This window comes from Pantoea piersonii (assembly GCF_003612015.1).
Classification (GTDB): Bacteria; Pseudomonadota; Gammaproteobacteria; order Enterobacterales; family Enterobacteriaceae; genus Pantoea; species Pantoea piersonii.
Genome location: NZ_RARB01000008.1, coordinates 87,875 through 113,682 on the forward strand (window position 1 = coordinate 87,875; position 25,808 = coordinate 113,682).

Consider the following 25,808-nt stretch of genomic DNA (forward strand, 5'->3'; position numbering starts at 1 on the left):
CAGATGAATATCGTCTTCGCCTCACTTTTTACAGCGCTGCTGAGCCTCTCTCTCAGCGGCTGTAACGCCTCCCCGGCCGCTTCGTCTGCGCATCGCGACGCCATCGTCGCCGAGCCGGAGGTCAGGCTTCCCGATTATCTGGCGACAGACTGCGCCAGCGTCTGGCGCAACGAAAGCGCGGCAGCCACGGGCAATCCGCTCTACTGGATGCGCGCCATCGACTGCGCCGAGCGCCTGTCGCCCGCAGAGGCGCGCGCCGAAGCGCATCGCTGGCCAGTTGAAGGCTGGGCGCGCGCGTTTAAAAACGGCATTCTGATGGCTAACGGCAACGTCACGCCGCTGGAGCGACGCGATTATGTCGAGGCGCTGGACGAATACAGCAGCCGTTTCCCTGGCACGGTGCGTCCACTGATCCAGCTGTGGCGCAGCAACCAGGTCGCTCAGCTCGATCTCAGCGAAACGCGTTCGCGCTTCGCGCATTTACAGCAGAGCAGCGATGCGCAGCTTGATGCGCTGCGTCAGCAAGATGCGCAGATGCGTAAAACCCTTAATGACACGCAGCATAAGCTGGAGCGCCTGACCGATATTGAGCGCCAGCTCTCTTCACGCAAAGCGCCGGACGTTACAGAGGGCGGCCATGCGCCGGAAGCCTCGCAACATGAGGAGCCTTAATGGCCAGACAATCCGCACGTTTGTTGCTGGTAGATGACGATCCCAGCCTGCTGAAGCTGCTGGGCATGCGTCTTACTAGCGAAGGCTATCAGGTGACCACCGCCGCCAGCGGGCCGGAAGCGCTGCGCCTGCTGCAGAAAGATCAGATCGATCTGGTGATCAGCGATTTGCGTATGGATGAGATGGACGGTCTGGCGCTGTTCGGCGAAATTCAGAAGCACAACCCCAGCCTGCCGGTGATTATTCTCACGGCGCACGGCTCGATTCCGGATGCCGTCTCCGCCACGCAGCAGGGCGTATTCAGTTTTCTTACCAAGCCGGTGGACCGCGATGCGCTCTATAAAGCGATCGACGATGCGCTGGCGCAGCGCGCGCCAGCCAGCGACGACCGCTGGCGCGAGGCGATCGTCACCCGCAGCCCGACAATGCTGCGGCTGCTGGAGCAGGCGCATATGGTGGCGCAGTCTGACGTCAGCGTATTGATTAACGGCCAGAGCGGCAGCGGCAAAGAGGTGCTGGCGCAGGCGATCCACGCCGCCAGCCCGCGCGCGGACAAACCTTTTATCGCCATTAACTGCGGCGCGCTGCCGGAACAGCTGCTGGAGTCTGAGCTGTTCGGGCACGCCAGAGGCGCCTTTACCGGCGCGGTAAGCGCGCGCGAAGGGTTGTTTCAGGCGGCGGAAGGGGGCACGCTGTTCCTGGATGAGATTGGCGACATGCCGCCGTCGCTGCAGGTGAAACTGCTGCGCGTACTGCAGGAGCGCAAAATCCGTCCGCTCGGCAGCAATCATGATATCGATATTAACGTGCGCATCATCTCCGCGACGCATCGCGATTTGCCAAAAGCGATGGAGAAAAAAGAGTTTCGCGAGGATCTCTTTTACCGGCTTAACGTGGTCAATCTTAAACTGCCCGCGCTGCATGAGCGCACGGAGGATATTCCGCTGCTTGCCAGCCATCTGCTGCGTCAGGCGGCGGATCGACATAAACCTTTTGTGCGCAGCTTCTCAGTGGATGCGATGAAGCGGCTGATGACGGCGAGCTGGCCGGGCAACGTGCGTCAGCTGGTGAACGTTATCGAGCAGTGCGTGGCGCTCACCTCATCGCCGGTGATCAGCGATGCGCTGGTCGAGCAGGCGCTGAGCGGGGAGAACAGCGTTCTGCCAACCTTTGTCGAGGCGCGAAACCAGTTTGAGCTTAACTACCTGCGTAAGCTGCTGCAGATGACTAAAGGCAATGTCACCAATGCCGCCCGGCTGGCCGGGCGTAATCGCACCGAGTTTTATAAGCTGCTGTCCCGACATGAACTGGACGCCAGCGATTTTAAAGAGTAGCTTTCTGGCGCGATGAAGCGTTTGAAAGCGTTGATAAATACCCCTTCGGGCGGGATGCGTTGCGGGCGACGCCCCTGTAGCCTGACGCTGCGGGTATACACTTACAGCACCCCATCCGGCCACGGAGGGAGTGAGAAAAGGGTCTGACATGAAAAAGATTGATGCGATTATCAAACCATTCAAACTCGATGATGTGCGCGAAGCCTTAGCCGAGGTCGGCATCACCGGGATGACGGTTTCTGAAGTTAAAGGCTTTGGCCGCCAGAAAGGGCATACCGAGCTTTATCGCGGCGCAGAGTATATGGTCGACTTTCTGCCGAAAGTGAAGATTGAAATGGTGGTGGGCGACGATATCGTCGACACCTGCGTGGAAACCATTATGAAAACTGCGCAGACCGGTAAAATCGGCGACGGTAAAATTTTTGTTTTTGACGTCTCGCGCGTGGTGCGTATCCGTACCGGCGAAGAGGATGAAGAGGCGATCTAATTTCGCCTGTGAAAGATAAAAGCCTGCTTGCGGGCTTTGTCTGTTGGCTGGGTGTCAGCGCGGGTGATATGCCCCGATCGCAAAGACGCAAAACGGCATCCCTGCAGCTCGGCCCGCGCCATCCCTGGCGCGGGACGCTTTGCTCCTCGGTCCATATCACCCGCGTGCAGGCTCAGATATCGTCTGTAGCCTGTTCCTGCTGTGGCCTTACAGCCCTTTATGCGGGCCGAACACTTCATAGTGAATGCGAGAGGCATCAACGCCCGCATCGCGTAGCTGACCGGCGATAAACTGCATAAAGCCTACCGGTCCGCACAGCCAGAACTGCGTGCGCGAATCCTGCAGGCGCGCGGCTTCGTTGGCCAGATCCATCATACCTTCAGCATCAAACCGGCCCGCATCGGCGGCATCCGGGACGCGATACCAGACGCGCTTTTCAAAGTCGCGCAGGCGAGCGCCCGTCTCGGCCACTTCATCCGCAAAGGCGTGCTGCGCACCGTTTTCCGTCGCGTGCAGCCAAGTCACCGGCGCGGCATGCTGCTGTTCGGCCAGCGCATGCAGCATCGCCAGCGTCGGGGTTACGCCGACGCCCGCTGAAATTAGCGCCACCGGCGTGTCGGTCGTCACGTCCATAAATACGTCGCCGTGCGGCGCGGTCAGCTCCAGCACATCGCCTGGCTGCGCGTTTTCATGCAGCCAGCCGGAAACGGTGCCCTGTGCGTCGCGTTTCACCGCAATGCGGTAGGTTTTGCCATTGCTGGTATGCGTAAGCGAGTACTGGCGATTCTGCTGAAACTCAAAACTGGCGGGGTGCAGACGGACAGTAATATACTGGCCCGGCTTAAAGGCTGCGACTGCGCCGCCATCGACCGGCGTCAGAGTAAAGCTTTTAATGACCGAACTTTGCTCCTCAATAGCGCTAATGCGGAACGCGCGCGTACCGCGCCAGCCGCCTTCCTGCTGCTCGGTTTCCTGGTAAATCGCCTCTTCACGCTTAATAAATACATCCGCCAGCACGCCATAAGCGCGACCCCATGCCGCCAGCACTTCATCGCCTGGATTCAGCAGTTCTTTAATCGTTGCCAGCAGGTTCTCCCCGACGATAGCGTACTGTTCCGGCTTGATCGTCAGGCTGGCATGCTTCTGCGCGATTTTTTCTACCGCCGGCAGCAGCGCCGCCAGGTTATCCAGATTCGCGCCGTAGGCGCAGATGGCGTTAAATAACGCCTCGCGCTGATCGCCGTTGCGCTGGTTGTTCATATTGAACACGTTTTTCAGTTCGGGATGCTGCGACAGCATGCGGTCGTAAAAGTGAGCGGTGAGCTTTGGCCCAACGGCGGCGACAGCAGGAAGGGTAGATTTCACGGTAGCGATGGTTTGTGCGTCAAGCATGGTGGTTCCTCAGGCTGCTTTAAAGTTGCATTTTAAATGCATGTTATGATCCTGGTTCGGTAGTTGTAAATAACCCGGTAAAAAATCAGGCTATAAAGGTGGCAAGCTTTAAGTACAAATTGCAAAAACCTGCGTCACAACCTGAGGAAAAATCGCGGTGCCACCGTAGCACAGGAAAGCGTAAAAATCCTTTGCCAGCGCCAAGCCAATCGTTTGCGTACAATCAGGAATTGGCGCTACCGTCACCTGGCAAAACGGTTTACACTGTTGGCCTTTGCTCCCTAAGGGAGCCTAAACCGCCGTTAAAAGTTAGCTGAGTCAGGAGATGCGGATGTTAAAGCGTGAAATGAACATTGCCGATTATGATGCCGAATTGTGGCAGGCGATGGAGCAAGAGAAAGTGCGTCAGGAAGAGCACATTGAACTGATTGCTTCTGAAAACTACACCAGCCCACGTGTAATGCAGGCGCAAGGTTCGCAGCTCACCAACAAGTACGCGGAAGGGTATCCGGGGAAACGCTACTACGGCGGTTGTGAATATGTCGACATCGTTGAACAACTGGCCATCGATCGCGCGAAAGCGCTGTTCGGCGCCGATTACGCTAACGTGCAGCCGCACTCGGGCTCTCAGGCTAACTTTGCTGTTTATACCGCACTGCTGAAGCCGGGCGATACCATTCTGGGCATGAACCTGGCGCATGGCGGTCACCTGACTCACGGTTCGCCGGTAAACCTCTCTGGCAAACTTTATAACGTCGTGCCTTACGGCATCGATGAGAGCGGCAAAATCGACTATGACGAGCTGGCAGAGCTGGCAAAAACCCATCAGCCGAAAATGATCGTCGGCGGCTTTTCTGCCTACTCCGGCGTCTGCGACTGGGCGAAAATGCGTGAAATCGCTGACAGCGTCGGTGCTTACCTGTTCGTCGATATGGCGCACGTGGCCGGTCTGATCGCTGCTGACGTCTATCCGAACCCGGTTCCGCACGCGCATATCGTCACCTCTACCACCCATAAAACCCTGGCGGGTCCGCGCGGCGGCCTGATCCTGGCGAAAGGCGGCGACGAAGAGCTCTACAAGAAACTCAACTCTGCCGTCTTCCCGGGCGGGCAGGGCGGTCCGCTGATGCACGTTATCGCCGGTAAAGCGGTGGCGTTTAAAGAGGCGATGGAGCCGGAGTTTAAAGCGTATCAGCAGCAGGTCGCTAAAAACGCCAAAGCGATGGTGGAAGTGCTGATCGAGCGCGGCTATAACATCGTTTCAGGCGGCACCCATAACCACCTGTTCCTGATCGATCTGGTCAGCAAAAACCTGACCGGTAAAGAGGCGGACGCCGCGCTGGGCCGCGCCAACATCACCGTTAACAAAAACAGCGTGCCGAACGATCCGAAAAGCCCGTTCGTTACCTCTGGCGTGCGTATCGGTACCCCTGCTGTGACTCGCCGCGGCTTTAAAGAAGCGGAAGTTCGCGAGCTGGCGGGCTGGATTGCCGACGTGCTCGACAACATCAACGATGAAGCGACTATCGAACGCACCAAACAGAAAGTGCTGGAAGTCTGCGCTCGTCTGCCGGTTTACGCATAAGCCTGAGCTTGTGTGACCGCGATTAAGGATGGCTTCGGCCATCCTTTTTTATTGCCGTTTTTAGGCTAGAGTAACGCGCAATCATTTTCTATGGACCCTTCACTGCGGGAGGCAGAATGGCGATCGGCTCGTCAAAATGGCTCGGTCTCGGCTATTTCACTTACTTTTTTTGCTACGGTATCTATCTGCCTTTTTGGGGCGTCTGGCTAAAGGGCACCGGCCTCGATGCGGAGAAGATCGGCCTGCTACTCGGTTGCGGCATGGTGGCGCGCTTTGTGGGCAGCCTGCTGATCGCTTCGCAGGTGAAGCATCCAGCGCAGCTGATCACCGCGCTGCGGTTGCTGGCGCTGCTGACCTGTTTGTTCGCCGCCGGATACTGGATAGGGCAGCAGTGGCTGTGGCTACTCTTCGTTATGGTGGGCTTTAATCTCTTCTTTTCGCCGCTGGTGCCGCTCAGCGATGCGCTGGCCGCCACCTGGACCCAGCAGATCGGACTGAAATATGGCCCGGTGCGGCTGTGGGGATCGCTGGCGTTCGTTATCAGTTCGGCGCTTACCGGACTGCTGGTCAACCACTGGTCATCGCAGGCGATTCTGGCGCTGCTCTCCGTCGGCGTGCTGGCGATGCTAGGCGGCATGTTGCTGCCGCCGCTTACCCGACCGCAGGGCGAGGAGCGACACAGCGCGACAGGCGGCGGCTGGCAGGCGTGGCGCGATCTGCTGCGTGAGAACAGCGTGTGGCGCTTTATGCTGTGCGTTACGCTGATGCAGGGGGCGCACGCCGCCTATTACGGATTCAGCGCGATATGGTGGCAGCAGAGCGGCTACTCCGCGTCGGTGGTAGGCTATCTGTGGTCGCTTGGCGTGGTAGCGGAGATTGTCGTTTTCGCTCTGAGCAATCGCCTGTTTCGACGCTGGCGCGCGCGCGATTTGCTGCTGCTCTCCGGCATCTGCGCGCTGGTGCGCTGGGCATTGCTGGGTGCGACCGTTGAACTACCCTGGCTTATCGTAGGGCAGATCCTGCACTGCGGCAGCTTTACCGTCTGCCATCTGGCGGCGATGCGCTTTATCGCCGCGCGCAGCGGTTCAGACGTTATCCGCCTGCAGTCGATCTACTCGGCGCTGGCGATGGGCGGCGGCATCGCGGTAATGACCATGATCTGCGGCGTGCTGTTTACCCCGTTGCAGGGCCATCTCTTCTGGGTGATGGCGCTGGTCGCGCTGCCCGCGCTCTTTTTGCGGCCGCGCGCGGCTTAAGCCTCCAGCAGCGCCCGTATACGCTGCTGCTGATGTTCGCTCAGCGGCAGCTCGGCGTGGATCAGCGGCGGCGAATAGAGCGGTAGCGACGTCGCGTAAGGGGAGATCACCAGCGCGATTTCACGCGGCGCGCCGTCGCGCTGGAAGTCGCTCATATCCTGATATTTGATATTGATCGGCAGCAGCGAAATTTCGCGGATCTGCTGCTCAAGCTGCTGTTCAAGACGGGCATTGTCGCCGGTCAGCAGCAGAACCTGCTTCTCCTGCAGCGCGTTTTCCTGCATCAGCCAGGCGCCGAATATCACCGCAATCAGGCTAACCTCCTCCTGGCTGAAGCGCAGATCGTAGGTGGTTTCGAACCCGTCCAGCGCCTGCTGCGTGGTGCGCAGCAGGCGCGGATAGAGCTTCGTGACGTCCAGCGCTACGCTGTTATCAATGCCGATGCCGAAGTGGGAGCGATCCAGCGCCTGCGCCAGATGCGTATAGAGCTGCTCCGTCAGTTCCTGAGGTTCGCCGAAGCGCAGCTCGGCCAGCTGTTCGAAGGTGGCGATAAGCTGTCTGGTTTCCCGCATCAGCTGCTGGCTGCCGGGATGATGCAACGTATCAGGGCCAGGCGCATGGATCAGGCTGAACAGCAGCGTCCAGAAGTCCGCTTCGCTGATATGCGGCGCCAGATGACAGCGCTTTTGCCAGTGAAGAATGACGTCCAACGCCGCCTCGCGCTCATACTTCTGCTGAAGCCAGGCGCGCTGCCGCTCGTTGAACAGGGCAGGCTGGCGCTGCATCAGCCCATACTTCATGAAGATTTGCAGAAACAAGCGGTCGCGCGCGCTGAAGTCGCGGGAGAGCTTCAGGCTGCAGTGCTGGATCAGCGCCTGCAAATTTATCTCGTCGTAGAGCGCTTTTTCTATTTTCATCGCTTTCAGCCGCTGGCGCAGCGGCGCGGCAAAATGGTCGCGCACGAAGTTTTCTGACAAGCGCAGCCCGCGCCGCAGCCAGTGCAGCAGGCAAAGTCGCCGATCCAGCTCGGTGCCGTGAATGCGAAAGCTGCCGTCCACCATTTGATGCAGTTCCAGCTGGTGATAACGCTGTATCTCATCCCCGACATCTTCGATATCCTGTCGGGCGACGACAGCGTCAACGCCGTTTAACTGACAGAGTTTTTCGAGCGTTAGCGCGGGAGTGGGCAGATACAACAGCAACAGCAGATGACAACGACGCTGTGATCGGGTGAAGAGTGGTGCCGAAGAGGGAGCAGAACTCATCAGTCTAGATTCCAGCGGTCCGGTATTGCGCTAAGAATAGCCAATGGCGAAAAGGGCCGCGGCCTGCTGCTGATTTTTTCTGCAATGCTTCAGCGTGGGTCACAATTTTTTGTTACTTATATGCGCTTTTAACCGGGAATGTAACTTTATAACATTATGAGAGGCGTCTTTTTTACTTTACTGTTACTGATGAGCGGGGCCAGTTATGCCCATCCACACAGCTTTATCGATATGAAAACCGAACTGCTCGCCGACGGCGATACCTTCACCGGACTGAAGATGAACTGGACGATGGATGAGATCACCTCCGCCGATCTGCTTTACGATGCGGGCGATGCGAAGCCCGGCAGCGAAGTATGGAAAAAACTGGCGGCGGAAGTCATGGCGAATGTGCTGGGCCAGCACTACTTCTCTGAGGTGTGGCACAACGGCCAGCGCGTGAAATTTCTCAACCTGCCGAAAGAGTACGCACTGTCGCGAAGCGGCAACAAAGCGGTGCTGGAATTTATTTTGCCGCTGGCGGAGCCGCCAGCGCTAACCGGGCAACGTTTCGATATCCTGACTTTCGACCCGACCTACTTCGTTGATATGACCTACAGCGACGCCCACGCCCTTAGCCTGCCTGCGGCGTTAACGTCGCGCTGCGAGCTGGCGCTGCATACGCCGAAACCGGACGACAGCCTGAAGCAGTACGCTCTGTCGCTGGATAAAGCCAATGCGCCGCCTGAGGAGATGGATCTGGGTCGCCAGTTTGCGCAAAAGGTCACGCTGACATGTCACTGATGTTTTCTCGTGCTCCTGCGCGTCGCGTCTGGCCGCTGTGGCTGCTGGCGTTCGCGCTGGCGGCGACGGCGTTCGCGCTGTGGCAATACTGGCCGCAGATTCTGCTGCAAAGCGTGAGCTGGCAGAAAGAGCTTCATCAACAGATGACTCAGCTGCTGCAGCAGGTCAAAACCGCGCCCGAACAGGCTGGCGGCATGCTGGTGCTCTTCAGTCTGGCTTATGGCGTTCTGCATGCGCTGGGACCCGGCCACGGCAAAGTGGTAATCACCACCTTTCTCGCGACGCATCCGGCGCGTCTCAAGACGACGCTCAGGCTGACGCTGCTGGCCTCGCTGCTGCAGGGCAGCGTGGCGATTGTTCTGGTTACGCTTATGCTGGTGGTGCTGCAAACCTCTTCGCGCCAGCTACATCTCAGCAGCTACTGGCTGGAGAAGGGGAGCTATCTGTTGGTGATCGGGCTGGGGGTATGGATTGGCGTGCGCGCGTTAAAGGCGCTGCGGCGTCAGCTGCAGCCGCGCTCGCCGATGAAAATCCATGCTCTGCGCGCCGATCATCAGCACGACGCGCATTGCGGCTGCGGTCATGCGCATCTGCCAGACGCGCAGCAGGTCGCCGGGGCGGTCAGCTTTAAAACCCAGCTGCTGGTGGTGGCGTCTATGGGATTGCGTCCCTGTTCGGGCGCGATAATGATGCTGCTGTTTTCCCGCGTTATCGGTGTTTATCTCTGGGGTGTCCTGTCGGCGGCGGTTATGGCGCTGGGCACAGCGTTAACGATTTCCGCTATCGGCCTGCTGGTGCAGCGCTCACGGAGGCTGGCGCTGCGGCTGGGCGACGAAAGCCGGGCGGCCTCAACGGCGGCGCTGGCGATGCCTGTTTTGGCACTGGTCGGCAGCGCGCTGCTGATCGCAGCAGGGCTGGCACTGTGGCAAAGCGCGACGCCCGGCATCGGCGGCGGTTTGCGTCCTTTCGGCTAACAGCCGTGACAGAGGCGCCAGGAAAAGAATCTCTGGCGTCCTTGCTTTATTCCGTCTGGTTTATCTCCGCTATTTACGCTTCGTTAATTGCAATATATTGCCGCTTATTGTGGTGAAAACAGTTTTCTCGTCTACGCTAAATAAAACAACCAGATGTTATGTCCCTTTAATAATATTGATTTTTTAACGTTATCTGTTGCGAGGAGAACTACCATGCACGAAACCCGGATTAATAATGGTACAACAGAAACCATTACTGAAACGCACGCGGGATTACCCTTAAAACGTATTTCCTGGAGCGCAGTATTCGCTGGCGTAATTGGCGCGCTGATTGTGCATATTTTACTGACGCTGCTGGGGACCGCGATCGGCGCCACCTCGGTAGATCCGCAACAGGAGCAAAATCCGCTGCAGCATCTCGGCACCGGCGCCCTAATCTGGACCGGACTGAGCATGCTAATCGCAATGGCGGTTGGTAGCTATCTGGCTGGTCGTCTGGCGCAGCGAGAAGGTGCGCTGCATGGTCTGCTGATGTTCGGGCTGAGCACCTTATTTACTATCTGGCTTGCGGTATCCCTGGCCAGCAGCCTGATCGGCGGCGCGTTCAATATTATTGGCTCAGGTTTCCAGGCGGTAGGCAGCGGTATTTCCGCCGCAGCGCCGACGGTAACCGATTATGCAAAACAGAAACTGCAGGAAAATAATATCAACCTCGATGATTTGCAAAATGAATTGCAAACCACGCTGCGCCAGACCGGCAAGCCAGAATTGCAGCCGGAGAATTTACAGAAGGATGTGAATAGCGAAGCCAATAATGCGGAGAACCAGGCGAAGAATACCGCTCAGAATCCGCAGAATGCCGATACGGATATTACCAACTGGGTTAAAGGCGTAATGGGTCGTCATTCCGATACCCTGCAGGCGGCTGACCGCGACGCGCTGAAAAATATCATTAAGGCGCGCACCGGTAAGAGCGATCAGGAAGTCGATCAGATCGTTAACCAGACCGAGCAGAGCTATCAGAAAGCGATGCAGCAGTATCAACAGCTGAAGCAACAGGCAGAACAGAAAGCACGTGAAGCGGCTGACCAGGCTGCTGCGGCAACCGCGAAAGCGAGCTGGTACGCCTTCTTTATGCTGCTGATTGAAGCTGTGCTGGCAGCGGTGATGGGTCGTATTGGTCGTCGCACCCAACCGCGTCAGGTTCTGAGTCACGAACGACGCTAACAAGTAAGTGAAATAAAAAAGGCGGCTGAAAAGCCGCCTTTTTTGCATGCCCGCACTACAGCTAAAACGCGGGTGACATAAACCGAAGAGCAAAGCGTCCCGCGCCAGGGAGGGCGCGGGCCGAGCGAGCAGGGATGCGAAAAGCGACTTTGCGATCGGTTTATGTCACCCGCGTGGGCACAGAACCTGCGTACATAAAGGCGGCTATAAAGCCGCCTTTATAATTTTAACGTTTCAGCGCTTCGCTCAGCTCGTCACGCATGCTGGAGAGCAGCGATTTCACCACGCGCGGGTTGCCCGCCACGATGTTGCCCGAGTGCATATAACCGTGACCGCCGGTAAAGTCCGTGACCAGACCGCCCGCTTCGCGCACCAGCAGTTCGCCCGCAGCGAAATCCCACGGCTTCAGACCAATTTCAAAGTAACCGTCAACGCGGCCAGCGGCGACATAGGCCAGATCCAGCGCGGCAGAGCCGGTACGGCGGAAATCAGCGCACTGGGTAAACAGCTTCGCGACTACATTGATAAAGGCCGGCGCATGCTGCTTGGTCTTGAACGGGAAACCGGTCGCGAGAATAGTGCCGTCGAGATCGCGAGCGGTGCTGCCGCGCAGACGGTAACCGTTAAGCTGCGCGCCCTGACCACGTACGGCGGTAAACAGCTCGTTACGCATGGGATCGTAGACCACGGCGACTTCAGTACGGCCTTTAATGCGTACGGCGATAGAGACAGAGAAATGCGGCAGGCGTTTGATAAAGTTGGTAGTGCCATCCAGCGGATCGATAACCCATTGAATGTCCTGATCGTCGCCCGCCAGTTCGCCACTCTCTTCGGTAATGATAGAGTGCTGCGGGTAGGATTTGCGAATCACTTCGATAATCAGTCGTTCTGCATCACGGTCAACATTGGTTACAAAGTCGTTGCTGCCTTTCTGGCTGGCTTCGACCGCGTCCGGGGTTTCATAATTCTTGGCAATCAGGTTGCCGGCCTTGCGCGCAGCGCGCACGGCGATGTTGAGCATCGGATGCATCGGTATCTCTCACTGGATGTTAAAGAACGAGGAAAAACGGCGCGAAGTATAGCAGCGCGTTCTTTAAATGTCTCCAGTTATGTTAGCATGCTGCTCATCATTTCCTGACTGACGCCAATCTATGCTGCAGAATATTCGAATCGTGCTGGTGGAAACCTCTCACACCGGCAATATGGGCTCCGTGGCCCGCGCGATGAAAACCATGGGCTTAAGCAATCTTTATCTCGTCAACCCGCTGGTAAAACCTGACTCGCAGGCGATCTCCCTGGCGGCAGGCGCCAGTGACGTTATCGGCGATGCGAAAATCGTCGATACGCTCGACGAGGCGATTGCCGGCTGTAGCCTGGTGGTCGGCACCAGCGCCCGTTCCCGTTCGCTGCCCTGGCCCATGCTGGACGCGCGCGAATGCGGCGTCAAAAGCGTGGAAGAGGGCGAGCAGGCCCCTGTCGCGCTGGTATTCGGCCGCGAACGCGTCGGTCTGACCAACGAAGAACTGCAAAAGTGCCACTACCACGTCGCCATCCAGGCTAATCCAGAGTACAGCTCGCTCAACCTGGCGATGGCGGTGCAGATTATCGCCTATGAAGTGCGTATGGCGTGGCTGGCGGCGCAGGAAAAAGCGCAGCCTGCACCGGTCTATGCTGAGTCGCCTTATCCGCTGGTGGACGATCTGGAGCGCTTCTATCAGCACATGGAACAGATGATGCTTAACAGCGGATTTATCCGCGAAGGCAATCCGGGACAGGTGATGAGCAAGCTACGTCGCCTCTATACGCGTGCGCGACCGGAACGCGACGAGCTCAATATTCTGCGCGGCATGCTCGCCTCGTTTGAAAAGCGCAAAGGCGAAAAAGAGTAGTTGAGTAAATTACTCGGTTAAATAGTTGACCAAAATACTCGGGAATGTCAGACTTCGGCTATCTTTTGCTAATCCTCCGATAACCGGACGCTATTGAGGTAGTACGCTATGAGACTGACATCCAAAGGACGTTACGCCGTTACCGCGATGCTGGACGTTGCCCTGCATTCCCATGAAGGGCCGGTTCCGCTGGCTGATATTTCCGAGCGTCAGGGCATTTCGCTCTCCTATCTGGAGCAGTTATTCTCGCGTCTGCGCAAGCATGGCCTGGTGGCCAGCGTCCGCGGACCGGGCGGCGGCTATCTGCTGGGCAAAGCGTCCAGCGCCATTGCAGTCGGCGAAGTAATTACTGCCGTCGATGAATCCGTTGATGCCACTAAATGCCAGGGCAAAGAGGGTTGTCAGGGCGGCGAACGCTGCCTGACGCATGTGCTGTGGCGCGATCTCAGCGTACGCATCAGCGATTTTCTGAACAACATCACGCTGGCCGAGCTGGTGAACAACCAGGAGATCCTCGACGTGGCCGATCGCCAGAATTCACAGGACAATCGTCGCTTCCAGAACAATCGCGTTCAGGAAATCAACGTCAATCTTCGCGCTTCCTGATCCCCTTCTGTGCGGCCCTTACTGCTAACGCGGTCAGGGCCGAATCTGCTATAAAGACGTATGATTTTCGATACGGAGCTTTAGCGCAATGAAATTACCGATTTACCTGGATTATGCCGCAACGACGCCGGCCGATCCGCGTGTGGCCAGCAAAATGATGCAGTTCCTGACGCTGGACGGCACCTTTGGTAACCCGGCTTCGCGCTCGCACCGTTTCGGCTGGCAGGCTGAAGAAGCGGTCGACGTGGCGCGCAATCAGGTAGCGGAACTGGTCAACGCCGATCCGCGTGAAATCATTTTCACTTCCGGCGCGACCGAATCTGACAACCTCGCCCTGAAAGGCGCCGCGCATGCCCAGCGCGGGCGCGGCCTGCACATCATTACCAGCCAGACTGAACATAAAGCGGTACTCGACAGCTGCAAACAGCTGGAGAGCGAAGGCTTTACGGTCACTTACCTGACACCGCCCGCCAGCGGCATTATCACGCCAGATGCGGTGCGCGACGCGCTGCGCGACGACACCGTGCTGGTATCGCTGATGCACGTTAATAATGAAATCGGCGTAATCCAGGATATCGCCGCTATCGGCGAACTGTGCCGCGCGCGCGATATTCTCTTCCATGTCGACGCCACGCAAAGCGTCGGCAAGCTGCCGATCGACCTCAGCGAATTAAAAGTCGATCTGATGTCCTTCTCCGCCCATAAACTCTACGGCCCGAAAGGCATCGGCGCGCTCTATGTGCGCCGCAAACCCAAAGTGAACATCGAGGCGCAGATGCACGGCGGCGGTCACGAGCGCGGCATGCGCTCCGGCACCCTGCCGGTGCATCAGATCGTCGGCATGGGCGAGGCGTTTTCGCTCGCCCGTGAAGCACGGGAAACGGAGATGGCGCGTCTGGCCGCGCTGCGTACGCGACTGTGGCAGGGGCTAAGCGCGCTGGACGGCGTACAGCTTAACGGCGACCTGGCGCAGAGCGCGCCCAATATTCTGAATATCAGTTTCGCTGGCGTCGACGGCGAATCGCTGATTATGGCGTTAAAAGATCTGGCGCTCTCTTCCGGCTCGGCCTGCACCTCCGCCAGCATGGAGCCCTCTTACGTGCTGCGCGCGATCGGCCTTGACGAAGCGCTGGCGCACAGCTCGCTGCGCTTTTCGCTCGGCCGCTTCACCACGGAAGAGGAGATCGACTACGCCATTGCGCTGGTGCAAAAGGTGCTTCCCCGCCTGCGTGCGCCGGTGTCCGCTTCACGCTAATTTCTGCGCCGTCTCCCCGGTGAAATCTGGAAACGGCGCGCCTCCGACTGGATCCGCTGGCGTCACCCGGCAATATCTGTTATCAGGTCTGACGTTTAACGGCTAAAGCCTGCGCTTCTGGCTGGATGATACTTATAACGCATATGGAGTTTCGCGATGACAACACAACCGATGAACATTACGCTGAGCCACCAGCCCGCTGATGCGCGCTGGGGCGAGAAAGCGATTCTGACCAGCAACGACGACGGCATGACCATTCACCTGAGTGGCGCGGATCAGCTCAATACCATCCAGCGCGCAGCGCGCAAAATTGACGGGCAGGGTATTCGCCATGTGGCGCTGAGCGGCGAAGGCTGGGATCTGGAGCCATGCTGGGCGTTCTGGCAGGGCTACCGCAGCCCGAAAGGGCAGCGCAACGTGGTCTGGCCGACGCTGAATGAACAGGATCAGGCGGAGTTTGCGCGTCGTCTGCGCATTATTGACTGGGTGCGCGACACTATTAACCTGCCGGCGGAAGAGCTGGGGCCGGAAGATCTGGCGCACAGCGCTATCGATCTGATCAGCGAAGTGGGCGGCGAAGCGGTCAGCTATCGCGTGACGCGCGGCGACGACTTGCGCGAGCAGGGTTATCTCGGCCTTCACACCGTAGGACGCGGCTCCAGCCGCCCGCCGGTGCTGCTGGCACTGGACTACAACCCGACCGGCGACGACAGCGCGCCGGTATTCGCCTGTCTGGTGGGCAAGGGCATCACCTTCGATACCGGCGGCTACAGCCTGAAGCAGAGCGCTTTTATGGACTCGATGAAGTCCGATATGGGCGGCGCGGCGACCCTGACCGGCGCGCTGGCGCTGGCGATCTCTCGCGGCCTTAAGCAGCGCGTTAAGCTGTTCCTTTGCTGCGCCGACAATATGGTCAGCGGCAACGCTTTCCGCCTGGGCGATATCATCCGCTACCGCAACGGCAAATCAGTGGAAGTGATGAATACCGATGCGGAAGGGCGTCTGGTGCTGGCCGATGGCCTGATCGACGCCAGCGAACAGCAGCCGACACTGCTGATTGACGCCGCGACGCTGACCGGTGCGGCGAAAACCGCGCTGGGCAATGACTACCACGCGCTCTTTACGTTCGACGATGTGCTGGCGCAGTCGCTGATGGGCAGCGCCACCAGCGAGAACGAGCCGTTCTGGCGTCTGCCGCTGGCGGAGTTCCACCGCAACCATTTGCCGTCTAATTTCGCCGATCTCAATAATATCGCCAGCGCGGCGCATTCGGCGGGCGCAAGCAGCGCGGCCGCGTTCCTGTCGCACTTCGTGACCCGCTATCAGGAGGGCTGGCTGCATATCGACTGTTCGGCTACCTACCGCAAGAGCGCGGTGGATCAGTGGTCGGCAGGCGCAACCGGCATCGGTGTGCGTACCCTGGCGAATCTGCTGCTTAAGTAAAGGATCTGGCGGCGGCCTTGCCGTCGCCTTATGTAGAAAGGCAAAACATGAACCGTCTTGAAGAGGTGCTGAAGCTGGCGGCTACCGAGCCGGCGCACCGCCCGGAATTTTTTCAGCTGTTGCTGACCGCGGACGTCTGGGTGCCAGGCGAAAGCACCGAGACGCAGTTCGCCGCGGATACGCCGGTCGATCTGCAACACTGGGAAAAAGAGGATGGCCGCAGCGTCATTCCTTTTTTTACCTCGCAGGAGGCGATGAGCGAAGCGATCGCGGGCGAGCAGGCTTATTTGCGCCTGCCGGTGCGCACGCTGTTTGAGATGACGCGCGGCGAAACGCTGTTCCTCAATCCCAAACTGCCTGCCGGCAAAGAATTCTCTCCGGCGGAGATCGCCCACCTGCTGGGTGAAGAGGGCGACGCCCTGAGCCAGCAAACCGTGCTGGAAGGCGGCCAGGCGCTGCTGCTGTCAGAAATAGCAACGCCGCCCGCGCAGATGATCGACTCGCTGACGCAGCTGTTCAGTAAATACAAACAGGTGCGCCGCGCCTTTGTCGCCAGCATTCGCGAAAGCGCGGATCAACAGGCGAACCTGCTGATCGGCATCGAAGCGGAAAGCGATATTGAGGCGATTATTCAGGCGGCGGGCAGCGTCGCGACCGATACGCTGCCGGATGACGCGCCGATTGATATCTGCGAAGTGGTGGCGGACGAGAAGGGCGTCAGCCACTTTTTTACTGCCCACATCACGCCCTTTTACGAACGTCGCTGGGGCAGTTTTTTGCGCGACTTTAAAGGCAGTCCGCGTATTATCTGAATCGGGTGCGGCGTCTGCCGCACCTCTCTGTTACTTCTCGATCGGCAAATCGTCTCTGCTGCCCCATTCGCCCCACGATCCGTCATAGAGCGTAACGTTGCGCGCGCCCAGTACGGTCAGCGCCAGGATCACCACCGCGGCGGTGACGCCGGAACCGCAGCTCGCCACGACCGGCTCATCCAGCTTCACGCCTGCTCTGGCGAAGATAGCGCGCAGTTCGGCTTCCGGCTTCAGCGCGCCGTTCGTCACCAGATCGTTCCAGGGCACATTGCGGCTACGGGGAATATGGCCGCGGTGCAGACCCGGACGCGGCTCATCGACCTCGGCGTTAAAGCGGTTCGCCGCGCGGGCATCGACAATCTGCGCGCCGCCTTCATGGCTAATCAGCAGCACATCGGTCAGACGCTTGACCTGCGCCTCATCGAACGTCGCCTCAAATTCGCCCTCTGGCAGCGCGACCTGTCCGGTCGCCAGCGGCAGGCCAGCCGCTTTCCAGCCCTGCAGGCCGCCTGCCAGAATCGAGACCTGCTCAACGCCGAACGTGCGCAGCATCCACCAGGCGCGCGGCGCGGAGAAGAGGTTGCCCTCATCGTAAACCACCAGATGCCTGTCGCTGTGAATGCCCAGTTCGCGCATCGCCACGGCGAAACGTTCGGCGCGCGGCATCATATGCGGGTAAGGACTGCTGTGATCGGAAAGCGCTTCAATATCGAAGAAAGGCGCGCCCGGCAGATGGCCCGCCAGATACTCCGCTGTGATATTGCGCACGGCCTCCTGGCCCGGCGGCAGCATACGGGCGTCCAGCACCTGCACGTTACCTTCGGCGTAATGTTCATTTAACCAGTCGGCGGAGACAAATATGGCTGTCATAGCAACCTCTTCTTATCATCAGGAAAAGCCCAGTGTCGGGGAATGTGAACGCTATCTCAAGGGCAGCATTGCTAAAATGGCGGGTTTGCGGTGAAATTGCGCGGCGAAATTATACCTTCGGGACGGGTGAGGGATTTACCATGGCAAGAGCTGTAAAACGTCTGCTCTCTGGCGTCGTGCTGGGCGCGGCGCTGCTTGGCGGCGCAACTACCTTTACGCTGCCCGCCGCAGAGCCTGCCGCAACGCAGCAAGCGGTAAAAGTCGTGTCCGTTATCGACTTTTCTGAGCTTCAGCTGGACGGCGCGGCCGCGCTGGTGCTCACCTTTAACACCCCGCTCGACGACAAGCAGGATTTTGCGGCGCGGGTGAAGCTGGTCGATGACAAAAGCGGCAAGGTGGACGGCGGCTGGGAGCTGGCGCAGAACGGCAAGTCGCTGCGCTTTCGCCATCCTGAGCCGTCGCGCAAGCTGACGGTGAGCGTAGAGGCGGGATTGCGCGCCGCCAACGGCACCACTTTATCGACCCCCTTCAGCCAGTCGCTGACCACGCGCGATATTCAGCCGATGGTCGGTTTCGCCAGCCGCGGCTCGCTGCTGCCGCTGCGCCTGACCCAGGGCCTGCCCGTACTGGCGCTCAACGTTTCGCGCGTCGATGTCGACTTCTTCCGCGTTAAAAGCGCGTCGATGAACGATTTTCTTGCGCAGTGGAACTACGGCAACAACCTTTCTTACTGGTCCTCGCGCGAGCTGCTCAATAACGCCGATCTGGTCTATAGCGGACGCTTCGAACTTAATCCGGCGCGTAACACGCGCGAAAAACTGCAGCTGCCGCTGGGGGATGTGGCGCCGCTGAAGCAGCCGGGTGTTTATCTGGCGGTAATGAAACAGGCTGGCTCCTATAACTATACGCTGCCCGCCACGCTGTTTACCCTCAGCGATATTGGTCTGTCACTGCACCGCTTTCCCGGCGAAATGGAGCTGTTTACGCAGAGCCTCGCCAGCGGCGCGCCGCTGGCGGACGTCACTGTGCAGCTGCTGGATGAGAAGGGACGGAAGCTTGCCGGCGGCGTCACCGACGATAGCGGTCATCTGCGTCTGCCGACGCAGGCGAAAGGCAAGGTGCTGATCGCCACGCAAAAGGAGCAGACGTCGCTTATCGACCTTAATCTGCCCGCGCTGGACCTGGCGGAGTTTCCTGTCGCCGGACCGCAGGGGTACGACAAACAGCTGTTTGTTTTCGGCCCGCGCGATCTCTACCGCCCTGGCGAAACGGTGATCGTTAACGCGCTGCTGCGCGATGCCGACGGCAGACCGCTGCCTGCGCAGCCGCTGAAGGCTGAAGTGGTGCAGCCCAACGGCGAAGTCGCGCAAACTTTTGTCTGGCAGCCGGAGAACGGCTTTTATCAGCAACGCTTTTCGCTTCCGGCCTCGGCGATGACCGGCGACTGGACGCTGCGGCTGAACAGCGGCGACAGCCAGCCGCGCAACTGGCGCTTTCACGTTGAAGATTTTCTGCCGGAGCGCATGGCGCTGACGTTGCAAAACAGCGACAGTCCGCTGTCGCCTGATGACGACGTCGTTTTCAATATTGAAGGGCGCTATCTCTACGGCGCGCCGGCGGCGGGCAACGAACTGCAAGGGCAGCTGATGCTGCGGCCCGCGCGCGAAGCGGTCGCCGCGCTACCGGGCTACCAGTTCGGCGACATCATGGAGGAGAGCAAACGCAACCTGGATGATATCGACGACACCCTGGACGATGATGGCAAGCTGCAGCTGACGGTAGAGAGCGAGTGGGCGCAGATCCATTCGCCGCTTAACTTAACCCTGCAGGCGAGCCTGCTGGAGACGGGCGGCCGGCCGGTTACGCGCCGCGCTACCCAGGCCATCTGGCCCGCGCCCGCGCTGCCCGGCATTCGGCCGCTGTTCAAGAGCGAATCGGTCTATGACTACCGCTACGATCGTTACACCCAACAGCCCACGGTGCCGGAAAACAGCCTCGCCGACTTCGATATCGTTTACGCCAACAGCAAAGGCGAGAAGCTGGCCGCGAAGGATCTTGAGGTTCGCCTGATCCACGAGCGGCGCGACTACTACTGGAGCTTCTCCGACAGCGAAGGCTGGCAGATGCGCAATGATGAGAAGGATCTGCAGGAGGATGCGCAGCGTATTTCGCTGGCCGCGGGCGACAGCAAAAAGGTCAGTTTCCCGGTGGAGTGGGGATCTTATCGTCTGGAAGTGCAGGCCGGAGAGAAGATTATCTCCAGCGTGCGGTTCCGCGCGGGCTACTGGTGGGAAGACAACACCAACGGCACCGGCGCGCTAAGGCCCGATCAGGTGAAGCTCAAGCTCGATAAAACCGCTTTGCGGCCCGGCGAGACCGCCCATGTGCAGATGGAGTCGCCTGCAGCAGGGAAAGGCTATCTGATGGTTGAGTCAAGCAGCGGCACCCTGTGGTGGCAGCCGATTAACGTGCCTGCGGGCGGCGCAACCATCAACGTGCCGCTTGATGCCAGCTGGAAGCGCCATGACCTGTATCTCAGCGCTATTGTGGTGCGCGACGGCGATAAGGTCAGCGGTGCCACGCCGAAGCGCGCCATCGGCCTGCTGCATCTGCCGATAGCGATCGACGCGCGCCGTATCGACCTGGCGCTGGACGCGCCGCTGAAAATTCGTCCCGAGCAGACGCTGAAGGTAAAAGTTAAAGCCAGCCGCGTCGGCGGCGAACTGCCGGAAAAAATTCAGGTGCTGCTGTCGGCGGTGGACAGCGGGGTACTGAACATTAACGATTACAAAACGCCCGATCCCTGGGAAGGCTTCTTTGGCCGCAAGCGCTATAACGCCGACCAGTATGATGTTTTCGGCCAGCTGATCGAAGGCGGCGGGCGTCTGGCGACGCTGCGTTTCGGCGGCGATGGTGACGACGACGCCCAGTCGCGCGGCGGTAAAAAACCGCTGACCGAGGTGAATATCGTGGCGCAGCAGCTTCAGCCGGTCACGCTGGATAAAAACGGCGAAGGCACGCTGGAGTTGCCGATCCCGCAGTTTAACGGCGAGCTGCGCCTGATGGCGCAGGCGTGGAGCGCCGACAGCTTCGGCTCGGCGGAGCGAAAAGTGGTGGTTGCCGCGCCGCTGATCAGTGAACTGGCGACGCCGCGCTTTATGGCGAGCGGCGATCAGGCGATGCTGGCGCTCGATCTCACCAATCTCACCGAACAACCCCAGGCGCTGACGGTGGATGTGCAAACGCAGGGCCAGATTACGCTGAGCGGCGGCGCCACGCACCGCGTTCAGCTGGCGAAAGGGGCGCGCACCACGCTGCATATACCGGTGAAAGCGCAGGGCGGTTTCGGCGAGGGCGCGGTGCAGGTGCGGGTCTCCGGCCTTACGATCGCGGGCGAGGCGCTGGCCGACAGTCAGCGCAGCTGGAAGATTGGCGTGCGTCCGGCTTATCCGGCGCAAACGCTGAGCTTCGATGGCGTGATGCAGGCGGGACAGAGCTGGCAGGTGCAGGCCGCTGCCTTTAGCGGCCTGCAGCCTGAGACGCTGAGCGGACAGTTTACGCTCAGCAATCAGCCGCCGCTGAATATCGGCCACTATATCAGCGCGCTTTACGCTTACCCCTACGGCTGCCTGGAGCAGACCGCCAGCGGCATCTGGCCATCCGTTTTCACTAATCAGGCGCAGCTTGCCGCAATGGGCATCAAAACCAGCAGCGACGAGGCGCGGCGCGCCGCCATTGATACCGGCATAGCGCGCCTGGCGGGCATGCAGCGCGGCAACGGCAGCTTTGGCCTGTGGAGCAAAGAGAGCGACGAAGAGTTCTGGCTGACCGCCTACGTCACTGATTTCCTGCTGCGCGCCAGCGAGGCGGGCTACAGCGTGCCGCAAGAGGTTATCACGCGCGCTGACGAACGGCTGCTGCGCTATTTGCAGGATCCGGCGCAGATCGAAACCCGCTGGAGCAGCAATGAAGAGGCGATGCGCTTCAGCGTGCAGGCCTATGCGGGCATGGTGCTGGCGCGTCAGCAGCAGGCGCCGCTCGGCGCGCTGCGCGCGCTCTATGAGAAGCGCGACAAGGCTAAATCGGGACTGGCGCTGGTGCAGCTCGGCGTGGCGCTGAAGCTGATGGGCGATCCGCAGCGCGCGCAGCTGGCGCTGGCGCAGGGCGTCGGGCTGACGCGCGAATCAGACGGCTGGCTGGGCGATTACGGCAGCCCGCTGCGCGACCGCGCGCTGATTCTGGCGCTGCTGACGGAAAATCAGCTGTTGCCGGAAATGCAGGACGCGCTGATGCAGGATCTGGCGAAAGCGGCGCGCGGCCAGGTCTGGTTCTCTACGCAGGAGAATAACGCCCTGTTCCTGGCGGCGCGCACGTTGCAACAGCATAAAGGCGAAGCCTGGCAGGCGGCGCTGGAGGGCGACGCGCAGCCGCTGGAGGGCACCGGCGCGCTGACGCAGGGGTTGAACGCCGACCAGCTGCAGCGCGGCGTCACGCTGACGAGTCACAGCCAGTCGCCGCTCTACGGCGTGCTGAACGTAACGGGCTATCCGTTCGCTGCGCCGAAGCCGATGCACAACGTGCTGAACGTGACCCGCGACTATTTCACCTTCGACGGTGAACCGGCGGATCTTGATAACCTCAGCAGCGGTCAGCTGCTGGTGGTGCGTCTGAAGGTCTCCGCCAGCAAACGCGTCAGCGATGCGCTGGTGGTGGATCTGCTGCCTGCGGGGCTGGAGCTGGAGAATCAGAACCTCAGCGACAGCAGCGCCAGCCTCGGCGACGGTGCGGATGCGTTGAAGGAGAGCATGACGGAAATGCAGCAGGCGGATATCCGCCATATTGAATTCCGCGACGATCGTTTTGTCGCGGCGCTGGCGCTGAGCGGCTACAAAACGGAGACGCTGCTCTATCTGGCGCGCGCCGTGACGCCGGGCAGCTACCGTCTGCCGCCACCGCAGGTCGAGTCGATGTACGTGCCGGAGTGGCGCGCCGTCGGCGCGACGCCGGAGAAGATCAGTGTACGTTAAGGCATGAAGCTGCAAGGCTGGAAAAAGCGGTGGCTCTGGCCGCCGCTTGTTTTTGTCGCGCTGATGCTGGCGCTGCTCGGCATGGATCGGCTGTTTCCTCTGCCGCTGCGGCAGGTACAGCCGGCGCGCGTGGTAGTGGCGGAAGATGGGACGCCGCTCTGGCGCTTTGCCGATAAACAGGGCGTCTGGCGCTATCCGGTCACGCTGGATGAGGTTGCGCCCGCCTATCTTGACGCACTGCTCAACTATGAGGATCGCTGGTTCTGGCGTCACCCCGGTGTCAACCCGATCGCCATCCTGCGGGCGGCAGGGCAGAACCTGCGCGCCGGCGCCGTTGTCTCCGGAGGCAGCACCCTGACCATGCAGGTGGCGCGCCTGATCGATCCCCAGCCGCGTACGCTGTCTGGCAAAATGGTGCAGGCGTGGCGGGCGTTACAGCTGGAGTGGCATCTGTCGAAGCGCGAGATCCTTACCCTCTATCTCAATCGCGCGCCCTTTGGCGGCACGGTCGAAGGGGTGGGCGCGGCAAGCTGGATCTGGCTCGGCAAGCCGCCTTCACAGCTGACTAAGGGCGAAGCCGCGCTGCTGGCGGTGCTGCCACAGGCGCCTGGCCGCTTACGTCCGGATCGCTGGCCGCAGCGCGCCGAGGCGGCGCGCAATAAGGTGCTGCAGCGGCTGGCGGAGAATCATGTCTGGCCGCAGCAGGAAGTCGATGAAATCCGTCAGGAGCCGGTCTGGCTGCCGCCGCGTCAGATGCCGCAGAGCGCGCCGCTGCTGGCGCGTCGTCTGCTGTCGCTCTCCACGCGCGATAAGATCGTCTCGACGCTGGATAGCTCGCTGCAGCGCGAGCTGGAAACTCTGGCTCTCTCCCTTAAGCCGCAGCTGCCGCCGCGTACCTCGCTGGCGATTCTGGTGGTCGATCACACCGATATGAAGGTGCGCGGCTACGTCGGCTCGGTGGATTTTCGTGACGAGAGGCGTTTCGGCCATGTCGATATGATCGCCAGCGTGCGCTCGCCGGGATCGGTGCTGAAACCTTTTATTTATGGCATGGCGCTGGATGACGGCCTGATCCACGGTGAATCACTGCTGCAGGACGTGCCGCGCCGCTTTGGTGACTACCGGCCCGGCAATTTCGACAGTGGTTTTCACGGCCCGGTGAGCGCGAGCGAAGCGCTGAAGCGATCGCTTAATCTTCCCGCCGTACAGCTGCTTGACGCGCTCGGGCCGAAAAGCGTGACGGCGCGGCTGCGCAACGCTGGCCTGAACCTGCGGTTTCCGGCGGGCGCGGAGCCCAACCTGTCGCTGGCGTTAGGCGGAACCGGCACCCGAATGGATGAGCTGGTGGCGGCCTACAGCGCCTTTGCGCGCCAGGGCAACGCTGCCCAGCTGCGTTTGCTGGCCGATCAGCCGCTGCAGCAGCGCCGTCTGCTGTCGCCGGGCGCGGCCTGGATCGTGCGGCGCATACTGGCGGGCGACGCGCAACCCTCCGCCAGCGGCGCGGTGAGCGACATTGTGCCGCTGGCGTGGAAAACCGGCACCAGCTACGGCTATCGCGATGCCTGGACCATCGGCGTCACGCCGCGCTATCTCATCGGCGTCTGGGTTGGCAGACCGGACGCCACGCCGGTCGCCGGTCAGTTCGGTTTCGCATCGGCGGTGCCGGTTATGCATCAGGTGGCGAATCTGCTGGCTGGCCATATGCCCGTCGGCGGCACGCCGCGCGATCCGCGTCCTGCGACGGTCAGCGCGCAGAGCATCTGCTGGCCGGGCGGTCAGCCACTGCCCGCCGGGGATGATAACTGTCGTCAGCGCCGTCAAAGCTGGGTGCTGAACCAGACCCTGCCGCCGACGCTGCTGGCGCCAGGGCAGGAAGGCGTTAACGGCCTGCGGCTGCGCTACTGGCAAAATCCGCAGGGAAGACGCGTGGCGGCGGACTGCCCCGATGCCCAGAGTCGCGAACGGCTGCTGTGGCCGCTGCCGCTTGAGCCCTGGCTGCCAAAAAGCGAACAGCGTGCGCAGCGTTTGCCGCCGGTTGACGAAGCCTGCCCGCCGCTGCATCAGGGCAATGCGGCGCCGATGGTGATTACCGGCGTCATCAATGGACAGCATGTGCAGCCGCTGCCTGGCAAAGCGGTGCTGATATTGCCGGTAACGGTGCAGGGCGGGCAGGGCGAGCGCCGCTGGTGGTTTTTAAACGGCGAGCCGGTAGAGCAGGGCGTAGAGAAGGATCGCGCGCAGCTGGCGTTGCGCGACGCCGGCGCCTGTCAGCTGGTGGTGATGGATGAGGCGGGGCAGCTCACTACCGTCTCCTTTACCCGCGACTGAAAATGACGCAATGCACATTATTTGCCTGCCTGCATCGACAATTATCAATAATTTTCAATAAATCATACGATAGCTAATAGGCAACGCCCGTTGATCTCCCTATAATCGGCGCGTTTTCTTACCGGGAGTGGGTTCCCGGTTTCTTCAGGATGCTAAAGACAGAGGTCAACATGGCAATCGAACGTACCTTCTCCATCATTAAACCAAACGCCGTTGCTAAAAACGTAATTGGCGCCATCTACAACCGTTTTGAGAGCGCAGGCTTCAAAATCGTTGGCGCTAAAATGCTGCAGCTGAGCAAAGAGCAGGCTGAAGGTTTCTACGCTGAGCACCAGGGCAAACCGTTCTTCGACGGTCTGGTTGAGTTCATGACTTCTGGTCCGGTTGTGGTGTCTGTGCTGGAAGGCGAAAACGCCGTTCAGCGTCACCGCGATCTGATGGGCGCGACCAACCCGGCTAACGCGCTGGCTGGCACGCTGCGCGCTGACTACGCTGACAGCTTCACCGAAAACGCGACCCACGGTTCTGACTCCGCTGAGTCTGCCGCGCGTGAAATCGCCTACTTCTTTGGCGAAAACGAGATCTGCCCGCGCACGCGTTAAT

The 25,808-nt window shown here is 60.1% G+C and carries 20 protein-coding genes; 16 read left to right on the forward strand and 4 right to left on the reverse strand.

All coding sequences use genetic code 11. The features are described 5' to 3' along the window. Positions 1-3: 3 nt before the first annotated feature. The 3 genes from qseG (at position 4) to glnB (ending at position 2,493) form a co-directional block, all read left to right on the forward strand. Positions 4-672 carry a two-component system QseEF-associated lipoprotein QseG gene (gene qseG, locus D7S44_RS18950; protein ID WP_120457504.1) on the forward strand — a complete coding sequence of 223 codons (669 nt, stop codon included), beginning with the start codon at positions 4-6 and terminating at the stop codon, positions 670-672. Then, entirely contained in the window at positions 672-2,006 is a 1,335-nt protein-coding gene (gene glrR / locus D7S44_RS18955; RefSeq protein ID WP_120457506.1) for a two-component system response regulator GlrR, read from the forward strand. The genes qseG and glrR overlap by 1 nt, the downstream gene beginning before the upstream one ends. 148 nt (positions 2,007-2,154) lie before the next feature. Further along, the gene (gene glnB / locus D7S44_RS18960) at positions 2,155-2,493 is read left to right on the forward strand and encodes a nitrogen regulatory protein P-II (protein ID WP_033753971.1); all 339 of its coding nucleotides are present in this window, start codon (positions 2,155-2,157) and stop codon (positions 2,491-2,493) included. A 207-nt stretch (positions 2,494-2,700) separates the two neighbouring features. Here the strand turns inward: glnB and hmpA are convergent, their stop codons facing one another. Next, complete coding sequence (hmpA, locus tag D7S44_RS18965) at positions 2,701-3,885, reverse strand: NO-inducible flavohemoprotein (protein WP_120457508.1); 1,185 nt, start codon at positions 3,883-3,885, stop codon at positions 2,701-2,703. Between the two features lie 331 nt (positions 3,886-4,216). On the opposite strand from hmpA, the gene glyA reads away from it, so the two are divergent. Further along, positions 4,217-5,470: a serine hydroxymethyltransferase gene (gene glyA, locus D7S44_RS18970; RefSeq protein ID WP_120457509.1), complete on the forward strand. Its 1,254-nt coding sequence runs from the start codon at positions 4,217-4,219 to the stop codon at positions 5,468-5,470. Between the two features lie 116 nt (positions 5,471-5,586). Beyond that, positions 5,587-6,726 carry a 3-phenylpropionate MFS transporter gene (locus D7S44_RS18975; RefSeq protein WP_120457511.1) on the forward strand — a complete coding sequence of 380 codons (1,140 nt, stop codon included), beginning with the start codon at positions 5,587-5,589 and terminating at the stop codon, positions 6,724-6,726. On the opposite strand, the gene csiE is transcribed toward D7S44_RS18975, so the two are convergent. Then, a complete protein-coding gene (gene csiE / locus D7S44_RS18980) occupies positions 6,723-7,991 on the reverse strand; it encodes a stationary phase inducible protein CsiE (RefSeq protein WP_120457513.1) in 1,269 nt (422 codons plus the stop codon). The genes D7S44_RS18975 and csiE overlap by 4 nt on opposite strands. A 156-nt stretch (positions 7,992-8,147) precedes the next feature. Here csiE and D7S44_RS18985 point away from each other — a divergent pair, with 156 nt between their 5' ends. The 3 genes from D7S44_RS18985 (at position 8,148) to D7S44_RS18995 (ending at position 10,975) form a co-directional block, all read left to right on the forward strand. Continuing rightward, positions 8,148-8,774, forward strand: coding sequence for a DUF1007 family protein (locus tag D7S44_RS18985; RefSeq protein WP_120457515.1), 627 nt, complete (start codon positions 8,148-8,150; stop codon positions 8,772-8,774). Next, entirely contained in the window at positions 8,765-9,748 is a 984-nt protein-coding gene (locus D7S44_RS18990) for a nickel/cobalt transporter (RefSeq protein WP_120457517.1), read from the forward strand. Before D7S44_RS18985 ends, D7S44_RS18990 begins: the two co-directional genes overlap by 10 nt. Before the next feature lie 213 nt (positions 9,749-9,961). Next, a complete protein-coding gene (locus D7S44_RS18995; protein WP_120457519.1) occupies positions 9,962-10,975 on the forward strand; it encodes an MFS transporter in 1,014 nt (337 codons plus the stop codon). A 226-nt stretch (positions 10,976-11,201) separates the two neighbouring features. On the opposite strand, the gene suhB is transcribed toward D7S44_RS18995, so the two are convergent. Further along, positions 11,202-12,005, reverse strand: a complete 804-nt coding sequence (gene suhB, locus D7S44_RS19000) for an inositol-1-monophosphatase (RefSeq protein ID WP_120457521.1) — start codon at positions 12,003-12,005, stop codon at positions 11,202-11,204. 121 nt (positions 12,006-12,126) lie between these two features. Here suhB and trmJ point away from each other — a divergent pair, with 121 nt between their 5' ends. The 5 genes from trmJ to sseB all read left to right on the forward strand — a co-directional run bounded on the left by trmJ (position 12,127) and on the right by sseB (position 16,980). Next, the gene (trmJ, locus tag D7S44_RS19005) at positions 12,127-12,864 is read left to right on the forward strand and encodes a tRNA (cytosine(32)/uridine(32)-2'-O)-methyltransferase TrmJ (RefSeq protein WP_120457523.1); all 738 of its coding nucleotides are present in this window, start codon (positions 12,127-12,129) and stop codon (positions 12,862-12,864) included. Between the two features lie 108 nt (positions 12,865-12,972). Next, on the forward strand, positions 12,973-13,470 hold the full coding sequence (gene iscR / locus D7S44_RS19010; protein ID WP_120457525.1) for a Fe-S cluster assembly transcriptional regulator IscR: 498 nt from the start codon (positions 12,973-12,975) through the stop codon (positions 13,468-13,470). Positions 13,471-13,558: 88 nt separating this feature from the next. Beyond that, positions 13,559-14,725: an IscS subfamily cysteine desulfurase gene (locus D7S44_RS19015; protein WP_120457527.1), complete on the forward strand. Its 1,167-nt coding sequence runs from the start codon at positions 13,559-13,561 to the stop codon at positions 14,723-14,725. Positions 14,726-14,881: 156 nt separating this feature from the next. Then, positions 14,882-16,168: an aminopeptidase PepB gene (gene pepB / locus D7S44_RS19020; RefSeq protein WP_120457529.1), complete on the forward strand. Its 1,287-nt coding sequence runs from the start codon at positions 14,882-14,884 to the stop codon at positions 16,166-16,168. A gap of 47 nt (positions 16,169-16,215) precedes the next feature. Then, the gene (sseB, locus tag D7S44_RS19025) at positions 16,216-16,980 is read left to right on the forward strand and encodes an enhanced serine sensitivity protein SseB (protein ID WP_120457531.1); all 765 of its coding nucleotides are present in this window, start codon (positions 16,216-16,218) and stop codon (positions 16,978-16,980) included. A gap of 30 nt (positions 16,981-17,010) precedes the next feature. Here sseB and sseA read toward each other — a convergent pair whose 3' ends face one another. Then, a complete protein-coding gene (sseA, locus tag D7S44_RS19030; RefSeq protein ID WP_120457532.1) occupies positions 17,011-17,850 on the reverse strand; it encodes a 3-mercaptopyruvate sulfurtransferase in 840 nt (279 codons plus the stop codon). 140 nt (positions 17,851-17,990) lie between these two features. On the opposite strand from sseA, the gene D7S44_RS19035 reads away from it, so the two are divergent. From D7S44_RS19035 to ndk, 3 genes are all read left to right on the forward strand, one after another. Then, a complete protein-coding gene (locus D7S44_RS19035) occupies positions 17,991-22,877 on the forward strand; it encodes an alpha-2-macroglobulin family protein (protein ID WP_120457534.1) in 4,887 nt (1,628 codons plus the stop codon). A 3-nt stretch (positions 22,878-22,880) separates the two neighbouring features. Continuing rightward, entirely contained in the window at positions 22,881-25,205 is a 2,325-nt protein-coding gene (pbpC, locus tag D7S44_RS19040; protein ID WP_120457536.1) for a peptidoglycan glycosyltransferase PbpC, read from the forward strand. Positions 25,206-25,375: 170 nt separating this feature from the next. After that, a complete protein-coding gene (ndk, locus tag D7S44_RS19045) occupies positions 25,376-25,807 on the forward strand; it encodes a nucleoside-diphosphate kinase (RefSeq protein WP_003848684.1) in 432 nt (143 codons plus the stop codon). Position 25,808: the final 1 nt, after the last annotated feature.